This is a genomic window from Streptomyces sp. SP18CS02 (assembly GCF_036322365.1).
In the GTDB taxonomy this organism is placed as follows: domain Bacteria; phylum Actinomycetota; class Actinomycetes; order Streptomycetales; family Streptomycetaceae; genus Streptomyces.
Genome location: NZ_JAQYXC010000251.1, coordinates 1 through 22,708, shown reverse-complemented (window position 1 = coordinate 22,708; position 22,708 = coordinate 1). Strand labels below are relative to the sequence as shown.

The following is a 22,708-nucleotide window of genomic DNA, read 5'->3' as shown; positions in this document are numbered from 1 at the left end:
CCGGGGCCGACGGGACGCTGAGACGGCGGCACCCCGTCTCACCCCGTCTCCGCGTGACCGCCGCACAGCCCTTCCCCGGCCTCGGCGGCCGCCTCCTCACGGCCGGGTGAGCCGGGTGACCGCCGTGGTGAGCGCCGCGACGGCGGTCGGCAGGGACGCGCGCAGATCCGGGGCGAACTCGGGGGAGTGGTTGGCGGGCAGGGCCGCCAGCTTCTCGGCCGCCGAGGCGCCGGGAGCCCGGGACCAGGCCGCAGGGCCGACCGTGCCCAGCATCCAGTACACCAGCGCGATCCCCTCCACGCCGTGCAGCTCCCGGCCCGCGTCCCCGAACAGCGCGACGTCCTCCGTGGCCAGTGAGGGCGGCCACATCGTCACCCGCTCCGGCCCGAACTGCGCGATGTGCGCCTCGCGTACGGCCGCCGTCGCCCCCGGATCGGGGTGGGTGACCGGTGAGCCGGAGGTCCGTACGATCTCGGGCTCCCGGGGACAGCCCGACGCGGCACACTCGGCGCGTACGATCCGCTCCACCGCCGCCGCGGCCCGCGCGAGGGACGCCTCGCCCACAGCCCGTACGGTCACCCCGAGTTCGGCCCGGTCCGGCACGATGTTCGCCCGCTCGCCGGCCCGCAGGAGGCCGACCGTCACCGCCACCTGCTCCGCCGGGGCCGCCTCCCGGGCCACCACCGTCTGGAGCCGGGTCACCACATGGGCCGCCGTCACCACCGGGTCCACCGCGAGATGCGGGGCGCCCGCGTGACCGCCCCGCCCGTGCACGACGATCCGGAAGGTGACCGACCCCGCCGTCACCGGCCCGTACCCGTGCGCGACCATGCCGCCCGGCAGCGGGGCCGCGTGCTGGGCCACCACGTGGTCGGGGCGGCCGAACCGCTCGTACAGGCCGTCGCGGAGCATCGCCCGCGCGCCCTCCAGCGTCTCCTCCGCGGGCTGGCCCACCACGATCAGCGTGCCGCGCCACGACTCCGGGGACCCGGCCAGCAGTGAGGCGGCCCCCGCGGCCGCCGTCAGATGCAGGTCGTGACCGCAGACATGGGCGGCATCGCCCCTGCTCGCGTAGGGGAGTCCGGTGCGTTCGCGCACGGGCAGCGCGTCGAGCTCGGCCCGTACGAGGACCGTCGGACCGTCGCCGTTCCGCAGCACGCCGACGACGCCATGGCCACCCACACCGACGGAGGTCCGCAGCCCCGTGTCGTTCAGCCGGCGCGCGAAGCGCTCCGAGGTCCGCCGCTCCTGCCCGGACACCTCCGGATGCAGATGGAGGTCCAGGCAGAACTCCGTCAGCGGGCGCAGCAGCGGGCCGAGACGGGTGGGCGCGGCGGTGGCGGAACGGTCCATCCGGACATCCTCGGTCAGGAGGGGCGGGAGGGACGGCGCAGGTCGCTGACACCTCGTGTCAGCGACCTGTCAGCGTCCCACGGGGCGGGATGTCGGCGGAGGGCGCTGTGATGGAGCGGTACCGCACCGCACCCCACCACCCAAGGAGCCATCATGGAGAAGTCGCCTCTCGCCTCGCTCGCCGACGAGATCCTGGAGCTGGAGTCGGAGACCTTCGAGATCTCCGACTACTCGGACGCCAGTGAGGTCGTGCTCGCCGGTTCCACCAGCTGCAGCTCCACGTCGACGTGTTCGTCCACCACGAGCACCACGTCCTGCAGCGCCTGACCGCTGTCGGTCCGTGTGCGTACGGATGCCCCGGCGCCCTCTCGGGAGCCGGGGCATCCGCCCGTCCGGGACACCGGACGGGCGGCGGCCGGCGGGGGTGCCGACGGCCGTCCCCATGTCAGGGGAACGGGTGCGGCACCCGGCGGATCTCCGCCTCCGTGAGGTCCCGTTCGCGCAGCCCCGCCCGGCGCGGCGCCGTGCGCAGCCGCGGCAGGTACGGAGCCCGCTGCCGCGACCAACCGAAGTCGATCGGCAGCAGTCCCGGAACCACCGCGCAGACGGTGTGCAGCCCCGCCCGGCGCTGCTCCGGCGTGGTCTGGTCGACGACGATCACATCATGGCCGGCCGCTGTCAGCTCCGCGACGCACAGGCCCAGATCGTCCAGCAGGTCACCGGTCGAGGGACGCCGTCCGGTGTTCCACGAACGGTAGGTCTCCCGCATCGGCCGGACGGACACCGGTTCCAGATAGGGGCGCACATGGGAGGCCATCCGGGGCAGCCCGTACAGCTGCGCGTGGTCCTTCAGATGCAGCACGCGCCCGAAGTCGTCGGCCATCGCCTCCAGTTCCGCCCGGCGGTCGGCCACCTGACCGGGCAGGTGCGGGATGTACGTGAGCACCTCCGACAGGGCCGCCTCCACGGCCGCCTCCGGATCGAGCGACGCGCCCGCGCCGAAGGAGAACAGCCCCGGCCCGCCGTCGCGGCGTACCGCGAGCCCCGTGACCACCGGCACCGCCAGATCGATCCGGTTGTCGAAGGCGTGCACGTCGTAGCCCTGCAACGCGGCCCGGTCGGCCATCGCGCGGACGGCGGGGCTGCCCAGGGTGGACAGGTCGATCTCGGGCAGGGACAGGCCGCCGTACCACGCCAGCAGGAAGGCGTCCCGCTCGATCAGCTCCAGCAACGCGCCGAGCAGGGCCTCCTCCGGGCAGCTGCCGATGGCGCATCCGTTGGAGCACTCGAAGACGAAGTTGTCGGCCGCGAGCCCGGCGCTGTAGTGCACCAGCCGGGCGGGTACCAGCACCGGCCGGTCGTCGCGCAGCGAATGCCCGTACACCCAGGGGATCGGGCGCCGCGGGTCGAACGGGGAGACCATCGGATCGTCCCGGTAGGTGGACGGCGCGTAGAAGCCGCACTCCGCCGGATCGAGAGCCCGGTCGCCCAGCTCCTCGTAGGAAGCGGTCAGCGGGGAGCCGCCGGTGCGGCGGTGGGTGCCCGCATACCGCTCCAGGCCCTCCAGGAACGCCAGGTCGCGGCTGCCCGCGAAGCTGTTGGCCTGCCCGCTCCAGGTCACGTCGGTCAGACCCGCGTAGCCGCGCATGAAGACACTGCCCGCGACGGGCGCGGTGGTCGGCGAGGTGACGTTGATCCAGGTGCCGGAGCCCAGGACCCCGGTCACCGGATTCGCCAGGGCGGCCCGCGGCAGCGGGTACGAGGAGGCGGAACGCAGATGCCGGGCGTCCGGCCGGGGCTTGGGACGGGACACGGGCGTGAAGGGGGCCGGCGCGTCGGGGCCGGCCGGGCCGCAGACGGGGCACAGCGGATCGGCGAGCAGCGGATAGGTCCGTGTCCGCAGGGTCCGCAGATCCAGCCGGGACACCTGCGGCAGTGTCCGGTCGGCCGCCTCGCCCGGCTCCCGGAGGGAACCGGAGAACGCCGCCTCGTGCAGTGCGGCGACCGCGTCGAGTACATAGGGCGTCAGGCGCGGCCACTCGGGCGCCACCGTCGTGGGCGGCCGACTCCCCTCCTCCAGTGCGTCGCGCTCGCTGCGGCTGTGCAGCCGCTGGTGGCGCATCGCCAGGCACCGGCCGCACGCCGGCGCGGTGCCGTCCCCGCCCCACGGGCCGACGAGCAGGGCACGCTGGGTGAGGTGGACGGTGGCGGTGGGCCGGACCGCCGCGAACGGGTCGGACGATGCGGCCCGCAGGGCGTCATGCACCCCCAGTGTGACCACGGCCGCTCCTCGGCCCGCCAGCGCCCGCGCGACGTCGCGCCGGGCCTCCTCGAGGGGTGTGCCGTCCGAGGCCCGGACGGAGGCGGTCATGGTCATGTCCGGTTGCTCCAGCGGAAGGTCTTCAGGCCGATCGCGCCGAACAACACCGCGAATCCGAGCAGCACCACGCAGCCGATCCCGATGTCCGCGACGGGCCCCCTGCCGGTCAGCGCTCCGGAGGCGGCGTCGTTGAGATACCGCAGCGGCAGGATCCGTGAGACCGACCGCAGCCACTCCGGCATCATGTCCATCGGCAGGAACGATCCGGACAGGAACGCCATGGGTACCATCAGGCAGTTGGCGATCGCGGCGACCGCCTCCGGGGTGTTCGCGTAGGTGCCGACGATGACGCCGATGGCCATGAAGGCCGTGATGCCGAGGACCAGGGCCGGCAGCAGCAGCGGCCACCGGCCGTCCAGCACCAGGCCGAAGCCGGGAAGCATCGCCACCCCGATGAACACCGCCGCCTGCACCACGCCGACGGCCAGGGCCAGTACGTACCGCGAGGCCAGGACCGTGGTCAGCGGGGTGGGCGAGAGCCGGATCAGCCGCAGCAGATCGTCGCGCCGCCACTGCATCAGTGTGAACGCGATGCCGAACACGGCGGCGTTGGCGACGCCCCAGGACATCACACCGGGAGCGATGTACGAGATGTACGGCCGGCCGCTCTCCTCGACGTCCTGACCGCTGAAGATCAGGCCGAAGACCACGAGGAAGAGGAGGGGGAAGGCGAAGGTGAAGAACAGGGTCGCCTTGTCCCGGACCTGGGCCCGGTATCCGGCGGTGGTCAGGGCCGTGTACGCGCTCATCCGTGGGACTCCGTGGTGTGGGCGTGGGTGTGGGCGGCGCCGGGTCCGGCCGCCGCTCCGGTCAGTTCGAGGTAGACGTCCTCCAGGGTGGCCGTACGGGTCATCACTCCGTCGAGCCCGGTGAGCGCGTCCACGGCGCGCAGGACCCTGCCGGGGGACCCGGTCTCCAGCACGAGCGAACCGCCCTGCAGCGTGGCGCGGTCGACGCCGGGGATCGCACCGGCCTCCTCCACCGGGATGCGGCCGGCCGGCAGCAGCAGCCGGGACGGCGCGCCCGCCGCGGTGACCAGCCGGTGCGGCGAGTCGAGCGCCGCGATCCTGCCGTCGACGAGGATCGCCACGCGGTCGCACAGCGCCTCGGCCTCGTCGAGATGGTGCGTGGTGTAGACGATGGTCCTGCCCTCGCCCTTGAGGGCGCGCAGGACCTCCCACAGATCCCGGCGGGCCTGCGGGTCGAGCGCGGCGGTCGGCTCGTCGAGGAAGATCAGCTCCGGCTCGTGCACCAGCGCGGAGGCGATGGCGAGCCGCTGGCGCTGTCCGCCCGACAGGTTCTCGACGTACACGTCCCGCTGGTCGGTGAGTCCGACGGTCGCCAGTGTGCGGTCGGCGGCCGCGCGGTCGCTCCGGTACAGCCCGGCGACGGTGGCGAGGTGCTCGCGGGCGGTCTGGCGGACGAAGAAGGCCGAGGACTGCGTCTGGACACCGATGCGCGGCAGCAGCGCCGTGTTGCGCGGCCACGGGCTCAGCCCGAGCACGCGCACGGTGCCGGAGTCGGCTTCGCGCAACCCCTCCATGATCTCGACCAGGGTCGTCTTGCCGGCGCCGTTGGGGCCGAGCAGGCCGAAGAACTCGCCGCGCCGTACGTCGAGGGAGACCCCGTCCACCGCGTGGCGGTCGCCGTAGCGTTTGCGGACCTCCTCGACGGCGATGGCCATGGTGCCGGGGGGCTGGATGCTGTCGGTCGTCATGGGTGGTGCGTCCCTTGGGTCTGGGCGGGTGCCGGGGGATGGGTCATGGGGTCATGGGGCCGTGAGGTCGGGGACGGTACGGGACGCGGGCGGGCGGCGGAGGACGTCCGGTCAGGTGACGAGCACGCCCAGGAGGGCGCCGGCCGCACCGCACGCCAGGAGCAGCACGAGCAGGGCGGAACCGACGGCGTAGCCCAGGTAGAGGCGGCGGGCCCGGGGCGGGTAGGCCGCGGCCGCCGCCCGGTCGCGCGACCTCAGCCGCACATAGGCCGCCGCGGCGGGCGCCAGGGCGGTCACCCGCAGCGCGTGCCCGAGCATGGTGTAGCCGTCGAGCGGCGGCAGGGGAACCAGGTTGACCACGCCCTGAGCGGTTCCGAGCAGCAGCAGGGCGCCGAGCGTCCGGCGTGTGGAGTCCCCCTCCGTCAGGGCCGCCCACCAGAGCAGGAAGGGCAGCAGGAACAGCAGGTTGGCGAAGGCCCCCGCTCCCGCGACGGCCATCTGGTGCCGACGGCGGCGCAGATAGCGGTAGTTGTCCACCCTGCAGTACATGATGGCGACCGGCAGGCGCCAGCGCAGCCCGATCTCCCCGACAGTGCCGCCGACATGGCGCGCCGCGACCCCGTGCGCGAACTCGTGCAGCGCCGTGCTGACCCACAGCAGCGTCGCCACGGCCAGCAGCGGCACCGGGCGGAGCAGCAGCCAGCCCACATCGCGCAGCAGCTTCGCCGACTCCGCCGAGACCACGACCGTCGTGGTCAGACAGACCAGCAGCAGCGCGCCGAGCACCACCGGGTGCAGCAGGGGCCGCAGGACCCCGTGCCACCGGGCCGTGGCCGCGTCGGCGTCCGCCACCAGCCGCAGCGAGCCGCGCAGCAGGGTCCCCTCCACCGGCTTCACGCGCGGGGCCGGCGGCTGGGGGGCCGGCCCGCCCACGAGCAGCCCGCGGGTGCCGAGCAGGGCCAGCAGCCGCTGCCAGTGCGCCTCGGCCAGACGGCGGCCGAAGGTCTGCCCGTACTCCGCGCCGATGTCGCCCAGGCTGCGGGAGCCGTCCAGACGCGACACGAGGAAGTACTCCTTCGTCCCGATCTCGAAAGCGGCGCCCGACACCGGGTCCTTGACCAGGTGGACGGTCGCCGGCCCGTTCAGCAGGGGCGGCGAGAGCAGGATGTCGGAGCGGAGCGCGGGACGGTGCCCCAGAAGCCCGTCCGGTGCGGGGGAGACGCCGGTCACGGCGCGACCGCCGCCGGTCCGGCCGGACCCCGGCTCTCGCCCTCGCGCAGCACCCGGCCCAGCAGATGGGCGAGGTACGCCTCGTCGCGGATCGTCACATGCAGCCGGTTGTTGGTCATGTGCATGTACGGGGAGAGAAGCAGCGGCAGCGCCTCGGCCGGATCGGTCACCCGCTCGTCGCGCGTGCCGTCCCACGAGCGGAAGACCAGCTCCCCGCCGGCCGCCAGGGCGACCGCCCGCTCACGAAGCTCACGGCAGTGCTCGGCCCAGCCCGCGAGGAACGCGGGCAGCCGGCCCGTCTCCCGGGACGCGAGGGCCTCCCGCACGGCGGTGAAGCGCCGCGCGAGTCCGGGAGCGGTCTGCTCGTATGTGCGGTCGTACTCCTCGGAGCCGATGAAACCCGTGCCGGGAAACGCCTTGTGCCAGAACTGGTAGTAGCGGTCGAGATAGGAGGCGAGCTCGTCGCGGTCCGGCAGGAAAACCCCGGCCATCACCATCATCAACTGCGCCGAGGTGCCCAGGAGGACGGTCCGCAGATGGAGGTTCATCCGCCCGAGCGCCTCCAGCACCAGCTCACTGGACCTGGCGAAATGCCATTCGGCCAGTTCGATGCCCGCGGGGCCGCCGTACTTCCCGAATTCCGGCTCGTAGGGCTCGTAGGAGAAGGAATTGTTCGGCCGGAGGTTCATCCGGCCGTCCGGCCCCATGAAAGCGGCCCGGTCGCCCTCGGGGAATTCGATGTCGAACAGCGTGTTGTAGAACTCGTTCAGGAATCCGGAGTCCACCTCGTACAGCGCCGGACGGGTCCGCAGGAAAGCGGTGACCGCCTCCTCGGCGCGGCGGCGCACCTCGGCCTCGGCCGCCGGGGTCGCGGGCCGCAGCCGCAGCCGCACATGCGGCCCCTCCAGCCAGTAGTTGATGAAGAAGTGCCCGGCCAGCAGCTCGTCCCGGACGAGCGAGGAGACCAGCGGACCGACGCAGTTCACCAGCAGCGGCTGGGGGTTGGCCGCGTAGAAGATGTGCATGGCCTGCCAGGCGCCGCGCGGGTCGCGCGCACCGGGGATCAGCTCTGCCATCGGGGACCGCCTTCCGGGCGTCGGGTCGTGGTGAACGTCTCGACGGCCAGCTCGGCCACGTGCGCGCCACGGGCCGAGTACGTGTGCAGACCGTCGGGGCCGGGGAGCATCTCGCGGAACACGACCCGGTGGGCGGGATCGCGCAGCAGCGTCTCGAAGGCGGCGAGCGAGAGCAGACTGCCGAAGTCGACGTACTGCGGTTTGGCGCCCCCGCCGGGAGCACCGGCCGAGACGGTCGCGAAGACCCGCTCCGGCAGCCCGTGGGCGCGACGCCACCGCCGCCATCCGAGGAGGTGCACGGCCTCCCGCGCGCCGTGCGCGGGCAGCTCCCCGGCCGTGGTGGTCCAGCTGCGCCGGGAGAGCACCACGTTCCCGTGGACCACCCGGGGACGGGAGGTGACACCGTCGGGCGACGGCCCCTGCGGGACACCCGCCCAGACGTCGAGCGGCGACATCGACGACGGCGACAGCAACAGCAGGGTGCGCGGGATCGCGGGCAGTGCCAGCGGCACCAGATAGCCCAGATAGACCGGGATCACCTCACAGCCCAGCCGGCGCGAGCGCAGTACCACCCGGCCGGTGGCCGGGACGTGCTCGGCGTACAGGTCGTCCAGCCGCAGCAGCCGTTCCTCGGGCAGCGCCCCCGTCTCACCGGGGCAGACGATCCGGTACGGCGCGAGTTCCCCGTGCAGGTTCAGGTTCGTGGTGACCGGACCGCCGGTGACCTCGGCGAACACGGCGCCCGTCGGCGTCAGCCGCTCAGCCGCCCCCCGCAGTTCCCGTGACAGCGGCACGACCCCCTCACCGTTCTCGTCGTACAGGTGGGTGAAGCGGCTGAAGGGGAAGGACAGCCCCCCGTAGGACCGGTTGAGCACCGTCAGAGCCGCACCCGACCGCGGGTCCCGGGCCAGCTGGATGTGATGGCAGCGGGCGGCGAAACCGGGCGCCACCGGCTCCAGTTCGGTGCTGACGGCCCTCAGGTCCGCCTCGTCGAGCCGGAGCTCGCCCGGCGCACCGGAGTCCGCGTACCGCTCCCACGCCGTCCGCATCCGCCCGATGAACGCCACCCGGGCGGCGTCCAGCGCCCTGATGCCCGGCAGCCCCAGCCAGTTCTCCTCCGGGACGTACTCGCCCCGCGCGTCGAACGGCGACCGCCGGGCGGTGAAGGAGAGGTACTGGTCGAAGAAGTCCTCGTGGAAGTCGTGCACCAGGCCGAGCAGATCGTCGCAGCGGCCCCCGGCCCCGTAGCGGGCGGCGAAGAACCCCTCGAAGGTGAGCCGCTGCGCCAGCGTCAGGTCGAAAGCGGGCAGGATCCGTTCCACCGACCGCAGCCCCGCCCAGTCCGGCGCCGGTGCCGTCAGGTCACGACCCGCGCTCACGTCCTCGTACAGCAGGGTCTGCGGCAGGACCGCGTCCGGCGCGCCGAGCTCCTCCTGGGCCAGGCGAAGCCCGCTCCTGAGCGTCCGCAGCAGCTCCCCCCGCTCGGCGTGCCCGGCGGACGGGTAACGGGCGAGCGCCTCGGCGGGCGCGTCGAGGAGCGTGGCGAGCCGGTCGGCCCACGGGCGCCGCAGCGACCTCAGCGACTCCTGGAAGGCGCGCAGCGGATCGCCGCTGTGCACCTCGGTGTCCAGACAGGGCACCCGCACCATGCCCAGCTCCAGCAGGGCGGACACATACGCCTCGCAGTCCTCCGGCCCCGCGTCGTGCTGCTCGGCCAGCCAGTCGGCCAGCTCGCCGTGGCGCAGCTCGCCCCGCTCGGCGAAGAGCCCCAGCAGCCGGTCCAGGGTGCCGCTGCGCCGCAGGAAGAACAGCCGGTCCTTGACCGCGTCGAAGGTGACCGCGGCCGAGTCGTCGCCCGCCGCGACCGAGCGCCGCACATAGCGGATCCGGTTCTCGTCGCCGCCCCACCCGGAGGCCGGAAGCAGCGGCAGATCACGACGGCGCACCGGGTCGGCCGACACCAGCTCCGCGAGCCTGGCCAGCACCACCACATTGAGCCGCACCCCGCTGCGCCAGTCGTCCTCGACCCGCGTCCGGCCGTCCCCCTCGGCACCGAACACACCCGTGGCCACACCGGTGAAGGTGCTGAACGGACTCGTCTTGCACGCCGTGCGGTACAGGTACGACAACACCGACCGCTCGGCCTTGCGCGCCCGGCCGCCCGGCGCCCCCGTCGCCCTCAGATAGCCGTCCACCTGGCCTTCCAGCGCCGGCGAGGCCAACAGCAGGCCGAGACGCAGCCGGTCGTCGGCCAGCAGCCCGCGCAGCGCCGCCCGGTTGCGGCCCAGGCCGGCCTCGACCAGCGGGGGCCCCTCGGCCAGCAGCTTCTCCAGGTGCCCGCGGACCCGCAGCCACTGCGTGAGCTGCTCCGCGGCCGCCTCGTCCACGGCCGCCACCGCTTCCACGGCCGCGTCCGGCCGGTCGGGCAGCCGGTTGTTGTGGATGTGCCGGCGCAGCCGCAGCAGCTCACGGCGGCGGGCGGCGTCCGGACCTCCGGACGCCGGGTCCGTCGCCCCGACGGCGCCGTGCAGGGCCTCCGTCAGCCGCGACGCCCCCGCCTCCAGCTGTTCCTCGGCGGCCAGCACGACCTCGGCCCACCGCGTCGCCTCCTCGCAGCGCAGGTCGTCCACCACGGCCAGCGGCAACCCGGCCACCCGCAGCATGAAGCGGTCCCCGGCCAGCCATTCGGTTCTGCTCTCCATCGCCGCCCCCTCAGACGATCTCGTGACGGAAGTCGGCGGGCCGCGGCCGTTCATGGCCGAGCAGCATGATCAGCAACGGCGCCTCGTCCGTACCGGTCAGCCCCAGATGCTCGATGTACGCGATGTTGTCGAAGCCCAGCGCCACACCCGCCCCCAGCCCGAGGGCGGCGGCGGTGCTGTAGAAGGTCTGCGCGACCGCGCCGATCGTCGCGTTGACCAGCCGGTACCCCCGGTCGCCCACGGCGTCGAGCACGGCCCCGGTCCGTACGGTCGGGACGATCACCGCGCCGGTCTGCTCCAGGTTGTAGTTGGAGAGGAAGTAGTTCCGCTGCAGGAACGGTCCGGGCGGCCCGGACACGACCGGGCGCAGCGCCCTGGCCGCCGGGTCGTAGGCGTACGAGCCCGGCGCGATGCCCTCCACATGGTTGACGAACGCGTACAACGCCGTCAGCGCGGGACCGCCCGGGCGTTCGGCGTCACTGCCGAGCGAGGTCGCCGCACAGTCGGCGAGCGCCGCGGCGAGCTGCTCCGCCGTGATCGGCCGGCTCGCGTCGAACCGGCCGAAGCTGCTGCGCCGGGCGAGCAGGGCGCCGCTCGCCCCGAGCGAGGGCCCGGCCGGCGCGGGCAGCGGCACCGGAGCGCCACCGCGCGGGGCGCGGGCGGCGGCGGCGTCCAGGGCGCCGGGACCGGGCCGGTCGGCGGCCCGCCCCACCGTGGCCGCGTGGACGCGGTGCAGCGTCTCGAACTCCAGGACACGACGGGACCGCTCGGCGTCACGCCGCCGTACGGCCGGGCCGGGCGCGGCCCCCGGGCCGGCCGGCCACGTCGGGGAGCCCGCCACGGCGGCCACCGGCCGCTCGGGGACGCGAGCGCCCTCCCACTCCAGCGGCACGACCGCGAAGAGACCCTCGTCGCGCGACGCCACCCCCAGCAGGGCGGCCAGCCGTTCCTCGTCGAACCAGAGCGCCGGCGCGAGCCGCAGACCGTACTGGGACGCCCACAGCCGCCAGGTGCCCAGCAGCGCGCCCACGTCCATGCTGACCGCGTGGAAGGAGAAGCTGTTGTACTTGAAGGAGTTCTGCCAGTACTTGACGCCGAGAACCAGATAGTGGGCGGCCGCCGGCACCGCGTCGCCCAGCGCCCCGCGCACCTCGCCCGTGACGTCGCCCGCCAGCAGCCGGCGTACCGCGTGCTGGTGCGGCGCGTAGTGGTAGAGCCCGGGGGTCAGCGGGCCGTCCGCGCCGGCCGCCCAGTACACGGCCACCGGATACAGTCCGCCGCCCGAGGCGGTGCCCCGCGACCAGTTGGCGTGCGTGTAGTGCGGCAGCGCCGCCAGGTCGGTATTGGCCTGCACGGCGAGCCGACGTCCGGTCAGCCCGTAGGAGTCGCGCAGCATCCCCGCGAGCAGGGGCAGGGTGAACAGGCCGGACGCCTCGCCCGGCGGGGGTGCCTCGGGCAGCGGCACGGTCTCCGCGCCCGGGTAGAACTTCGCCTTGCGCGGCCGGTCGGACCAGTCGGGCACGAAGTCCGCCGGAGCCATGGGTATCCGGCCGCGGTGCATGATCTCGCGGGCGTAGTCATGGGCGTGGCCCATGGGTCCTCCTACGTTCGGGGCATACGCCGGGTCGCGGCGGCCGGTCATGGGAAGGGGTGGGGGGCCGGGTTGAGGTCGGCGGGAGTGAGGTCGCGATCGCGCAGCCCCGCGGCCCGCAGGGCGGTACGCAGCCGTGGCATGCCCAGCGCCCGCTGACGGGACCAGCCGAAGTCGATCGGAAGCAGGCCGGGGACCAGCACGCTCACCGTGTGCAGGCCGAGCGCCCGCTGCTCGGGCATGGTCTGGTCGACCGCGACGACGTCGAACCCCTCGGCCGCGACGGCGGCCACGCACCGACGGAGGTCCTCGGCGACGTCGTCGGACGTGATACGTCCCGACGCGTCCGTCCAGCGCGCCGCCGCCACCGGCCGCGGGGCGCCCGGCGACGGGGACCGCAGCAGGAAGTCCGCGTGCCGGCCCATGTCCGGCACCCCGTACACCAGAGGGTGGTCGTGCAACGCGGTGACCAGCGAGAAGTCGGCCGCCATGGCACGCAGCCGGGCCTCGTCCCGCTCGGTGCGCCCCGGCAGGTTGACGGCGTCGGTGGCGATCTCGCACAGCGCCGAGCTCAGCGCCGCCTCCGGGTCGAGGCCCGCCCCCGCACCGAAGCACATCCGCCCCGGCCCGCCGTCGAAGCGCTCCGCCACCGCGGTCACCACCGGGACCGGGAAGGTGATCCGGGTGTCGAAGAACCGGGCCCGGTAGCCGTACATCGCCAGCCGGTCGACCATGGCCCGGGTCCCCGGCCGCTCGCTGGTGGACGGGTCGATCTCCGGCAGCGGCTGCCGCCCGTACCAGCTCAGCAGGAAGGCGTCCCGCTCGATGACCTCCATCAGGCCGAAGAGCGCCGCCTCCGCGGGACTGCCGCCCGACGCGCATCCGTTGGAGCTCTCCTGCACGAACCGGTTCTCCAGCCCCGGCGCGTGGTAGTAGGTCAGGATCTCCGGCACCAGCCGCGGCACCCGGTCCCGCAGCGACCAGCCCCACACCCACGGGATCTCCCGGTCGGGGTCGAAGGGCCGCACCCTGGGGTTGTCGCGGTGGAACGCCTCGCTGTAGAGACCCACCTCCCGGGGATCGACCGCGTCCGCGCCCAGCCGCTTGAGCGACCCCACCACCCCGGTCACCCGGGAGCGCGCACGCATGCCCGCATACCGCTCCAGACCCTCCAACACGCCGACCTGGCCGCTTCGTTCGAACGAGTCGGTGTGCCCGCCCCAGAACGTCTCACGCAGATACGACCCCGACCGCATGGAGAAGCAGCCGATGGTCGCCGATGTGGACGTGGAGGAGACGTCCTGCACGAGCGAAGGCCCCAACGCCCCGCACAAGGGGTTGGCGAAAGCCGCGACCTCGATGCCGTACGACTCGATCGGCCGGGTCCGGAAGGCGCCCGGCCGGTACGCCGGAGTGGGCGGCAGCGCCAGTTCCGCCCCGTCCGCCGAGTCCTCCTCGGGCGAACCGCAGCCCGGGCACTCCGGGTCGGGCACGAGGGGAAGACGGCGGACGTCACCGGTCCGCAGATCCATCAGCCGCACCTCGGGGAACGGGCCCGCCCGCCGTTCCCCGCGCGACAGGCCGCAGAGGAGCGCGGCGAGCGCGTCGGCCGCGAACGGATGGGCGTACGGCCACTCGCCCGCCGCACGAGCCGTGCCGCCACCCAGCTCCAGGGCGTCGCGCAGGGCGACCGAACGCACCGCCTGCCAGCGCCGTTCCAGGCAGCGCGGACAACCGGGACCGCCACCGGCCGACGGCCCGACGACCGCGTGGTGCCCGTAGACCCGCACCGGGAGCACATCGGCTTCCGGCACGCCGCGTTCCGGACCGCCGGAGTGCGCGAACGCGTCGCGCACCCCCAGCGCCGACAGACTCACCACGGGCCCGCCCAGCGCACGCAGCGCCCGGTCCAGCAGCCGGCCGAACCGCTCGGCGGCCGGTGCCCCGAGCGCCACGGACAGCTCCGGGGCGACACGGACGAGGAGCCGAGGAGAAGCGGGCGTACGGTGCGCGGCGGCGGGGGCGTCGACGCCGGCCGGCCGTCCGTGGCCGGCCGCGCCGACGGGGTCACGCGTCACGGCCGGACTCCGTCACGGCCGTCAGCAGCACCCGGAACGTGTGGATCCCGGCCGACGCCAGCTCCGGGGACCCGGTCGGCACCGCGAAGGCGTCACGGCCCCGCGCACGCAGCCCGTCCAGGACGTCCGCCCATCCGGCCACCGACCCGCCGGCCGTCGCGGGAGCGGCCTCACCCGCGACGGCGAGCGCCCGGGCGTCCAGGTCACGCAGCAGCGGATCACCCGTGTCGGCAGGCCCGTCCGACGCCTCGTCCTGCTCGAACTGCACCGCGCCCAACAACTCGCGCAGCGCAGCCACCGCCGCTCCCCGCCGGTCCGGATCGCTGCCCACCGCCCAGCGCTCGCCGGAGCGCGCGAGCAGCACATGGACGCCGTGGGTACCGCCTCCGGCGAGGTCCAGCAGCTCGACGGGGACACCCAGCCGGTCCGCCGAACGCACGAGGAAGGTGAGTTCCGCGTCGGAACCGGCGCCCTCCTCCGCCTCCGGCAGCGGGACAGGCGCGGCGGCCCGGCCCCGTACGGTGCTCAGCAGCGCATCGTACGCGAGTGCCGACAACAGCCCGGCCGCGGCCGCGTCCGCCGGGGCGGGCCCCGCGCCCACGCCCGCCGAGGTGCGCTCGAAGAGCCGGTCCGCGTTGTGCGGCCCGAAGGGACGGACGGCACCGGCGGGCACCAGCACCGGCTCCTTGGTGAGCAGCGAGACGCCATGCTGGTGGACGTCGGCCGAGCCCGGTACGCCGGTGGCCAGGACAAGCCCGGCCGGCGCCACCGCCCGCTCCCCGGCCCGCACCAGACCGCGCGCGGGGACGACCCACTCGGCGTACAGGGCCGCCGCCGTGTCGAGGGCCCGCATCCGCGCCCCGGCCACATGGTGCACGTCGAAGGCCGAGACGGAGCGGGTGCCCGACGGCCCGATGCCCAGCTCCACGACGCCCAGCTTGAGCGGAACCTGGGTCAGCCGCTCGTCCCCGTACGCGGTGAACACACCAGCCCGGGGACGTACCAGCGTGGAGCGCCGGTTCAACTCCGCCACCAGCTCGTCCGCGTCCCGGGCGGTCTCCAGGGTGGGCAGCGCGGGCGCCCCCGAGCCGCCGGCGGCGGTGAGTTCGACCGGGGTCGACGCGGCGCGGGCGGCCTCCGCCTCGCTCCCCGCGCAGAACGGGCAGCGGGGGTGGGCGAACAGCGGTTCGGCCGTGACGTCCAGCGACTCCATGTCCTGCACCAGCAGGTGCCCGGCGGTCTCGGCGGGGAGCGCCCCCGAACGGGCCCGGAACACCTCGTAGCCCAGCAGATTGCCGATCATCGCGGCCAGCGGGCCTCCCGGCACGGGTCCGGAGGCGACGGGCGAGCCCGGCAGCGCCAGCGCGCTCCACAACTCGGCCGCGTCCCCCGCGCCGCCGCCCGTCGCACCCAGCCGCAGGGCCGCGCAGGCCCAGCACCCCGGCGTCCCGTGCGACATGAGCGGGCCGATGACGGCATCGGAGCCGTACGTCCAGGCCGGAAGCAGGACATGGCCTTCCGGAATCCCGGCGCGCAGCAGCGGCAGCACCGTGGCCGGCGCCGCCCGGCCGCCCGTGACCACGACGACGTCGTACCCCTGGAGCCCGGCCCACCCGATGTCGCCCTCGCCGGCCGCGAGGACGCGGACCTCCACCGGACAGCCGTCGGCCACGGTCTCGGCGGCCTCCGTGTCGACGGCGGCCCGGTCCAGGCCCGGGGTCACACCGACGACGGCACAGCCGTTGCGCACCAGGCTCAGGGCGCACCAGCGGGCCACCGGGTCCTCGCCCAGGACGGCGACCCTGGCGTCGCGGAAGTGCAGGAAGCGCGCCTCGGCGTCGTCGGCGTAGTGATCGGCGTAGGCGATCTGCGGGGCGAACCGCCGTGCCACATCCGGCGGCAGGGCCGCCCGTGGGCCTTCGGAGGACTCCGGCGCGGCGGCGACCGGGCGGGCGAAGTCTCTTTCGTACAGCGTTTTCACCAGCTCGCCGACCATCTTCCGCTGGCCGTCCCCGAGTCCCTCGCAGAGCTCCGCCACCGAGTGCTCGCCGGTGAGGTGGGGCACGAGCAGGGTGGCGAAACGGTACGCCGACGCGGCCGTGAGGCGGAAGCCGCCGTCCGCGTTGTGGAAGAGGACGCCGTCGGGCGTTTCGGTGAAGAGGACGTCCCGGCGGATGCGGGGACGGGTGGAGGCGACGGCTTCGTAGCTGGCCTGGGCCATGGGACACCCCTGGGTGCGATCGAGGCGGGTGGGAGGCAGAGCGGAAGGGGGCGCGTACGCGGGTGGAGCGGGGGAGGCGCGGTGCGGGGAACGGGAGCGTCAGTGCGGTGACGCGACGGGGGCCGTGCAGCGCGTACGGATGTACCAACGCGCGTAGATGCGAAGGAAGGCGTGCATCCTGTAGAAGCCGGGAGGACCGTCCTCGAGCATCCCGGCCTCGACCAGCTGCTCCAGGACCGCGGCCGACTCGGCGTCCGGAGCGGCGACGGGTCCCTCCGCCGCGTCCGGACCGCCCCCGAGCTGGAGGAAGGCGTTGCGCAGCTCGGGACGCAGTGTGTCCAGCGCCCGACCGAACACATCCGGCACCGAGAGCCGCAGGTCCTCGGCGAGCGCCAGCCTGCCGGGCGGGTCCTTCGCGAGCCAGGCCGCGCAGTCGGCGGCCGAAAGCCCCGGCCGGGTGAGCAGCCGGCCCGCGGCGATCCGCAGTGCCAGCGGGAAGTGTCCGCAGACGGTGGCCAGTTCATGGGCGGCGGCCGAACCCTCCGCGATCCGTTCGGCACCGACGAGCCCGGCGAGCAGGGCGTGGGCCTCGGCGGGACACAGGACGTCCAGCCGGTGCGCCGCGCCGCCGTGGGTGGCGACGACGGCGGCCAGACCGCGCCTGCTGGTCACCAGGACGGAGGTGTCATCCGGCCCGGGCAGCAGCGGCAGTACCTGCCAGGCACCCGCGGCGTCGTCCAGGACGAGCAGCCGGCGTCCGGCGCCGGCGGGCGGCAGCGCCGCCCGGGCTTCGTCGACGTCCACGGGCGTCCCGTCCGGCCGGGTCAGCGGGACGACGAACACCCCTCCGGGGAAGTCGTGCCGGATGTCGTGGGCGGTCTGGCGGGCCAGGGCGGACTTCCCGATGCCGGGTGCGCCGGATATCACCACCAGACGGGGGCCGGTCCCGGTGGTCAACCGGGCCGCGATGGCGGTGCGTTCGGCGTGACGGCCGGCGAACCCGGGGACGGGTGGCAGGGCCGGGGCGGCGGCGATGGGCCCCTCGCCGGGAGCCGGGGGCGCGGCCACCGGGGTGGGGACCGCAGCCGGAGCCTCAGTCGGAGTCCCAGCCACTGCCGGAGCCTCAGTCTGAGCCGGAGCCGGTGACGGTGCGGGCGGCGACACTGGTGAGGGAGGAGCGGGGCGGGAGGGAGAAGGGGGCGGGAGAGCGGTGAGGGGCCGAGGGGCGGGAAGCGACAGGGGGGAGGCCGTTGCCGGGTGGCCGCCGAGGTCCTCCGAGCGCAGTATGGCCAGCTCCAGCCGGCGCAGGCCAGGACCGGGGTCGATGCCCAGCTCGTCGCGCAGCCGGTCCCGCACGTTCCGGTACTCGGCGAGCGCCTCGGTCTGTCTGCCGGTGCGGTACAGGGCCTCGATGAGCTGTTCCATGAAGCGTTCACGCACGGGGGTCCGGCGGGCGCTCTCGTAGAGGTCCACGAGGACCTGATGGCAGTTCCCGTTGGCGAGTTCGAGGTCGCAGGCCCGTTCCAGGACGCGTAACCGTTCCTGCTCCAGCGCGGGAACGGCGTCGCGCTGGAGCATTCTCGACGCCACATTGGCCAGCAGGGGGCCGCGCCACAGGGCGAGGGCCTCCCGGAGCCGGTACAACTCCTCCTCCGGGCCGGTGGCGGAGGAGGCGAGCCCGACCAGGGAGCGGAACTGTGCCAGGTCGAGCGTGGCCGGGTCGTTGGGCATGCGGTAGCCGCCCGGTACGGCTTCGATCACGGTGGACGAGATGCCGTACTCGGTGAACAGCCGGCGTAACCGCAGGACACACGTCTGCAGCGACGCCCGCGCCGTGGCGGGCGGCTCCTCGTCCCACACGGCGCGCATCAGGTAGCCGGTCGACACGACGGCGCCGGGGTGCAGCAGCAGCGCGGCGAGCAGGCTGGTCGGTTTGGACGGTTTGAGAACGGCGACTTCCGGACCGCGCGCGATACTCAAAGGTCCTAAAAGTTGAAACCGGATGGCTGATCCCCCGTATCGCTACACATTCTCCGACAGGGGCCGTGATAGAGGCGATCGGCTGGTCGAGTGCGCGCCACAGTCGCTCCGCGCGAGTACGAACCGACTGTGAATGCTCTTTGCCGTGCCCCGGTCGGGCGGTGAATGAGTGGAACCATACTTAACGGATTCTGCTGAAGTCGAGCTGTGCGTTCTTGCATTCGGCCGCGGGGGAGATGTGTTCGCTCTCCTGTAACTCGGCCGTTTCCGCTGGTTGCCTTCGGCTTGTTCACGCATAAACGAGGCGCCGGACAGCGGCCATCCAAGCACGTTGCAGCGCGGTAATTAAGGTGCACAATCAGCCAGTGATGTGGCTGGATCAGTCTCTTGTGGCGCGGTGTCGGAGCGCGGGCGGTTCGGGACCGGAGGGCGCCTCGTGTGCCGGTGGGCAGGCGTGCATCGGCTTCCGCCGAGGTGGTGGTTCTCGTGGTGTCCGGCGACCGGTGCTCGCCCTGGGGACGGGAAGGGCGTCATGACCTGGTGGTTGAGAGCCATCGCGGCCTGAAAGGCGCCTTTGTCCGAGAGGCCCGGCCTGTGCCCGGGCGGCCGGACTGTATATGACGATCTGTCAATTACCAACGGCGGCAGGATGGTTGGCGTCGGCGGGGAGGTGCGGCCTGCGGTGGTGGGGGTGGCCGAAGGTCGGGTGGACGGCCGGTCGGCCGGGCGGGCGGAAGGGCAGGCTCCGCCCGGTCGGAGCACGGCGCGACCGGGGTGCGGGCGAGCGGGGCGCCGGACGTGGCGGCCGGGGGGGGAGCCGGGCCGGTGCCCGGGCGCGGCCGCCGGGAAACCCGCCAGGAAACCCCCGGGCCCCCCGGGACGCGACGGAGCCGGCGTCGCCCCCGACCCCGACGAGACCGGCTCCGGTGTTCCCGCGGACCTGTCGGCACGACGGGTGCGCCGGCCCCGCCGTCGACGCGAGGACAGCCGGCGGTTCTGCTTTCGTCGCGCGCACATATGGGTTGCAACCTTGTGGAAGGTTCGTGAGTCTTCTCTCCGGCCACCGTTGTGGTCGGACCTGATGAGGAGACAGTCATTCCCGCCATACGTAGAACCCTGACCGCCGCCGCCGTCGTCACCGCGGTCCTGTCGGGCTCCGCCGCCTGTGGGACGGTGGAAAACCTGACGGCAGGTCAGAAGCTGGACCGCGCCTTCGACCGGATCGGCAAGGAGCGCTCGGTCTCCGTCGAGCTCGACCTCGACGCCGACGCAGGGAGCCTGAAGGCGCTGGACGCCGAGGCGGAGCCGGGGGAGGAGATCCCTGACGAGGTGGCCGAGCTGATCAGCGGCGCCCGGATCTCGCTGTCCGTGCAGTCCACGAAGCCGCTGGACGAGTCCGACGAGAAGGACCTGACCGGTCTGGCCATGAAGGTCAGCAGCCCGGACGGCGACCTGTTCGAGTACCGGGTCGTCGGCGACCACACGTACCTGCGTGCGGATGTGAAGGCCGTCGCCGAGATGGCCGGCCAGCCGATGCCGTCCGCCGAGGAGCTGCCCGAGAGCGCGGAGGCGTTCAAGAAGTTCCTGAACGGTGAATGGCTCAAGATCGCCACCAAGGACTGGGAGGAGGTCCGCGAGGGGATGGGGATGCCGGGTTCCGGGGCCGCCGGCCCCTCGGCGGAGCCCTCCCTCGACGCCGACACGCAGAAGAAGCTGCTGGAGTCGCTGCGTGAGGTCGTCGCCCGTGAGGTCGACTTCACGTCCACCGGCGGCAAGGACGGTGTGGAGCACATCGCCGCCACGGCACCCTTCCGCACACTGATCACCGAGCTCGTCGACGAACTCCGCCGGCTGTCCAAGGACCTGCCGCCCGGCATGGAACTGCCCACCGCGCAGGAGCTGAAGGACGCCCCGGACAAGCCGGTCACGGCCGACTTCACCCTCAAGAACGGCGCGCTGAGCGAGCTGAGCCTGGACCTCACCAAGCTCGCGGAGAACGCCGAGGTCAAGAAGTTCGCTCTGGTGATGCGCCTGGGCAAGGGGGACAAGGTGGCCGCTCCGTCCGGTGCCGCCGCGGTGGACGTGGACGAGCTGATGGAGGGCGTCTTCGGCGGTGCCTCGCCCGCCGGGTTCCCGGAGGAGGACCTCGGAGACGACGCCTCGGCGTGATCCACGAGGGGCGCGAAGGCATCGACGCCCCGGCGTCCGACGGATCTCCCCATCGACCCTCGGCGTACCCCCGGAGCCCCCGGGGGTACGCCTTCGTCGTGCCCGCCCGCGCCGAGGCGACCGTGTCCTGCCACCGCGCCCGGCGCGGCTCCGCGCCGCGCCTGCCGCGCCGGGCCCGGCTGTGCCGATCGGCGTTCCCCGGCATCGGCCGGGTTCCGGGCTCGGAGCCGAGGAAAACCCCTGGCGCCACTGGGTCCCCGGCCCCCATCGTGGGCGCATGGACGACGAGCGAATCCTCGGCACTTTGCGACAGGTTGCCGCGACCCACGAGTACGTGCGGATCACGAGGTCCAACGAGGGAGCCGACACCCTCTACGGCTTCGTGGTCAGGGCCAGGCCCGCGTGGACGCTGGTGGCCAAGTGCAGCGAGATGATGCTCGACGGTTTCGAGGCCGTCCGCACGGACGACATCGTGAAGGTCCGGCGCCAGGGGACGAACTCCCCGGCGGTGCGCTGGCTCACGCTGCAGGGCATCTGGCCGCCCGCCGCACCCCGTACCCGCATTCGCCTGGGCACGGCGCGCGGCGTCATCGACTCCGCGGCCGTCCACTACGGGATGGTGGGGGTGCACCACGAGGAGAACGACACCCTCAACATCGGTGTGCCCGTCGGGTTCCGGAAGAAGTCCTTCGAGCTGTGGGAGATCGACGCGGACGGCGAGTGGTGGGGCACCCCCTCGCGGTACCGCTTCGAACGGATCAGCCGCATCACCTTCGGTGACCGCTACACCCAGGTCCTCAGGGAACTCGCCCCGCCGGCCCCTCCCGGCCTCGTCGCACCGCACCGCCCTTGACCGCGACGGCGCGTCGACACGCTGCCGCGCGGCGCGCCCACTCGGCGGGGGCGGCACCGAAGCCACAACAGGCGACGGGCTCGTTCCTCAGCGCCGAGGCCGGCGGTCGTCGCTCAGGCGTTAGGCGGAGCGGCCGGACATGAGCGGCCGGGCGGGGCCGTGACGGCGAACCGTACGCCGGTCGACCGTTCCGGCCCCCCCGGCTCGGCCCGTCATGGCGTCGGCCGCAGCGGGGGAGAGGGGCACGCGCGTCGGCGCCGAGGATCGCATCGGACCGACCGGACGAGCCTTCGCCGTCGTCGCTCCCGCTCAGGACCGCGTCGGGGAGCGGGAGCGAGGGCCTGCCCGAGGAACGGGCCGGACTCCGCGAAGCCGTGGCGTGCCGGGCGGGGAAACACCCGGCCGCGCGGGCCGTGCGACCCTCCGTCAGGCCCTGAGCCCGACCGTGTGACGCGCGAAACCGCTCGTCTGCCAGGTGCTGCCGTCCTGGGTGACGGCGAAGCCCTCGGTGTCCGGGAGCCCCTCCAGCCACTCCCTGGCGGGCCTGCCCATCGCGTAGGCGGCCGTCGCCCGTGCGTCGGCCTGCGTCAGCCCCGGGCAGACGACCGTCATGGAGGCGAGGCCCTCGGTGGGAGGCACACCGGTGTGGGGGTCGATGATGTGGCAGCCGCGCTCGGCCGGCCCCGACGTGGCGATGCCGAGGGTGCGGTCGGCCTCGACCACCGCGACCAGCCCGCCCCGCACCAGCGGATCGGCGATCCCGACGCGCCAGGGACCGCCGTACAGCTGGATGTCCCCGCCACCGTTCAGGCAGACCGCCTCGGCCCCCGACGAGGCGAGCATGCGCACCGCGCGTTCCACGGCCCACCCCTTGACCAGGCCGGTCGGGTCGAGGCTGCCGGAATGCCGTACGGTGAACCATCCGTCGCTGAGGCGCTCCTCCTCCTCGCACTCCCAGAGCACCTCGCTCACCACGGGGGCGCAGTCCCCGAGCGTGAGCTTCCCCCTGGCCAGCAGGCTGACCTGGCTGTCCCGGCGGAACGTCGAGAACAGTTCGTCCACCCGGTGCAGACCGGCGACGGCCGCCACGAGTCCGGCCCTCAGCCGGTCTCCGTCGCCGTCCGCCGCCATCCGCATGTCGAACGAGAACACGGTCCCCATGAGGTGCTCGACATGGCGCAGGCGCACCGCTTCCCCGGTCACAGGCCTGCCTCGTCGAGGGCGCTCTGGAGGGAGGTGATGTAGCCCTGGCTGGTGTAGGTGGCGCCGGAGACGGCGTCGATGCGCGCGCTCTGCGCGGTGACGGCCGCCTGGTTGAGCTTGGGTACGGCGTCGGAGGCGATCTTGCGGCTGTTGGC

Annotated in this window: 16 protein-coding genes; 3 read left to right on the top strand and 13 right to left on the bottom strand. The window is 73.7% G+C overall.

Annotation, left to right across the window (positions count from 1 at the left end; all coding sequences use genetic code 11):
* Nucleotides 1–96: 96 nt before the first annotated feature.
* Nucleotides 97–1,353 (bottom strand): amidohydrolase, encoded by a 1,257-nt coding sequence (locus PUR26_RS03350; protein ID WP_329869029.1) that lies wholly within the window; start codon nucleotides 1,351–1,353, stop codon nucleotides 97–99.
* A 153-nt stretch (nucleotides 1,354–1,506) separates the two neighbouring features.
* On the opposite strand from PUR26_RS03350, the gene PUR26_RS03345 reads away from it, so the two are divergent.
* Nucleotides 1,507–1,680, top strand: coding sequence for a thiazolylpeptide-type bacteriocin (locus PUR26_RS03345; RefSeq protein ID WP_007268044.1), 174 nt, complete (start codon nucleotides 1,507–1,509; stop codon nucleotides 1,678–1,680).
* 118 nt (nucleotides 1,681–1,798) lie between these two features.
* Here the strand turns inward: PUR26_RS03345 and PUR26_RS03340 are convergent, their stop codons facing one another.
* From PUR26_RS03340 to PUR26_RS03295, 10 genes are all read right to left on the bottom strand, one after another.
* Nucleotides 1,799–3,730, bottom strand: a complete 1,932-nt coding sequence (locus PUR26_RS03340) for a TOMM precursor leader peptide-binding protein (RefSeq protein ID WP_329869007.1) — start codon at nucleotides 3,728–3,730, stop codon at nucleotides 1,799–1,801.
* Nucleotides 3,727–4,482: an ABC transporter permease gene (locus tag PUR26_RS03335; RefSeq protein ID WP_329869006.1), complete on the bottom strand. Its 756-nt coding sequence runs from the start codon at nucleotides 4,480–4,482 to the stop codon at nucleotides 3,727–3,729. The genes PUR26_RS03340 and PUR26_RS03335 overlap by 4 nt, the downstream gene beginning before the upstream one ends.
* A complete protein-coding gene (locus PUR26_RS03330) occupies nucleotides 4,479–5,450 on the bottom strand; it encodes an ABC transporter ATP-binding protein (RefSeq protein ID WP_329869004.1) in 972 nt (323 codons plus the stop codon). The genes PUR26_RS03335 and PUR26_RS03330 overlap by 4 nt, the downstream gene beginning before the upstream one ends.
* Before the next feature lie 111 nt (nucleotides 5,451–5,561).
* Nucleotides 5,562–6,680, bottom strand: coding sequence for a peptidase M50 (locus PUR26_RS03325; RefSeq protein ID WP_329869002.1), 1,119 nt, complete (start codon nucleotides 6,678–6,680; stop codon nucleotides 5,562–5,564).
* Nucleotides 6,677–7,756, bottom strand: coding sequence for a lantibiotic dehydratase C-terminal domain-containing protein (locus PUR26_RS03320; protein ID WP_329869000.1), 1,080 nt, complete (start codon nucleotides 7,754–7,756; stop codon nucleotides 6,677–6,679). The genes PUR26_RS03325 and PUR26_RS03320 overlap by 4 nt, the downstream gene beginning before the upstream one ends.
* Nucleotides 7,744–10,458, bottom strand: a complete 2,715-nt coding sequence (locus PUR26_RS03315; RefSeq protein WP_329868998.1) for a lantibiotic dehydratase — start codon at nucleotides 10,456–10,458, stop codon at nucleotides 7,744–7,746. The genes PUR26_RS03320 and PUR26_RS03315 overlap by 13 nt, the downstream gene beginning before the upstream one ends.
* Before the next feature lie 10 nt (nucleotides 10,459–10,468).
* The gene (locus tag PUR26_RS03310; RefSeq protein WP_329868997.1) at nucleotides 10,469–12,052 is read right to left on the bottom strand and encodes a nitroreductase family protein; all 1,584 of its coding nucleotides are present in this window, start codon (nucleotides 12,050–12,052) and stop codon (nucleotides 10,469–10,471) included.
* 44 nt (nucleotides 12,053–12,096) lie between these two features.
* Nucleotides 12,097–13,965, bottom strand: a complete 1,869-nt coding sequence (locus tag PUR26_RS03305) for a TOMM precursor leader peptide-binding protein (RefSeq protein WP_443076958.1) — start codon at nucleotides 13,963–13,965, stop codon at nucleotides 12,097–12,099.
* 151 nt (nucleotides 13,966–14,116) lie between these two features.
* Entirely contained in the window at nucleotides 14,117–16,348 is a 2,232-nt protein-coding gene (locus PUR26_RS03300; RefSeq protein ID WP_329868995.1) for a TOMM precursor leader peptide-binding protein, read from the bottom strand.
* A gap of 99 nt (nucleotides 16,349–16,447) precedes the next feature.
* On the bottom strand, nucleotides 16,448–18,352 hold the full coding sequence (locus PUR26_RS03295) for a BTAD domain-containing putative transcriptional regulator (RefSeq protein ID WP_443076957.1): 1,905 nt from the start codon (nucleotides 18,350–18,352) through the stop codon (nucleotides 16,448–16,450).
* 1,044 nt (nucleotides 18,353–19,396) lie between these two features.
* Between PUR26_RS03295 and PUR26_RS03290 the strand changes: the two genes are divergently transcribed.
* Both PUR26_RS03290 and PUR26_RS03285 read left to right on the top strand, forming a co-directional pair.
* A complete protein-coding gene (locus PUR26_RS03290; protein ID WP_329868991.1) occupies nucleotides 19,397–20,497 on the top strand; it encodes a hypothetical protein in 1,101 nt (366 codons plus the stop codon).
* A 277-nt stretch (nucleotides 20,498–20,774) separates the two neighbouring features.
* Nucleotides 20,775–21,350: a hypothetical protein gene (locus PUR26_RS03285; protein WP_329868989.1), complete on the top strand. Its 576-nt coding sequence runs from the start codon at nucleotides 20,775–20,777 to the stop codon at nucleotides 21,348–21,350.
* Nucleotides 21,351–21,776: 426 nt separating this feature from the next.
* Here the strand turns inward: PUR26_RS03285 and PUR26_RS03280 are convergent, their stop codons facing one another.
* Together PUR26_RS03280 and PUR26_RS34585 are read right to left on the bottom strand one after the other, a co-directional pair.
* Entirely contained in the window at nucleotides 21,777–22,511 is a 735-nt protein-coding gene (locus PUR26_RS03280) for an FAD:protein FMN transferase (RefSeq protein WP_329869127.1), read from the bottom strand.
* Between the two features lie 38 nt (nucleotides 22,512–22,549).
* Complete coding sequence (locus PUR26_RS34585) at nucleotides 22,550–22,633, bottom strand: FMN-binding protein (RefSeq protein ID WP_443076956.1); 84 nt, start codon at nucleotides 22,631–22,633, stop codon at nucleotides 22,550–22,552.
* Between the last annotated feature and the right edge of the window lie 75 nt (nucleotides 22,634–22,708).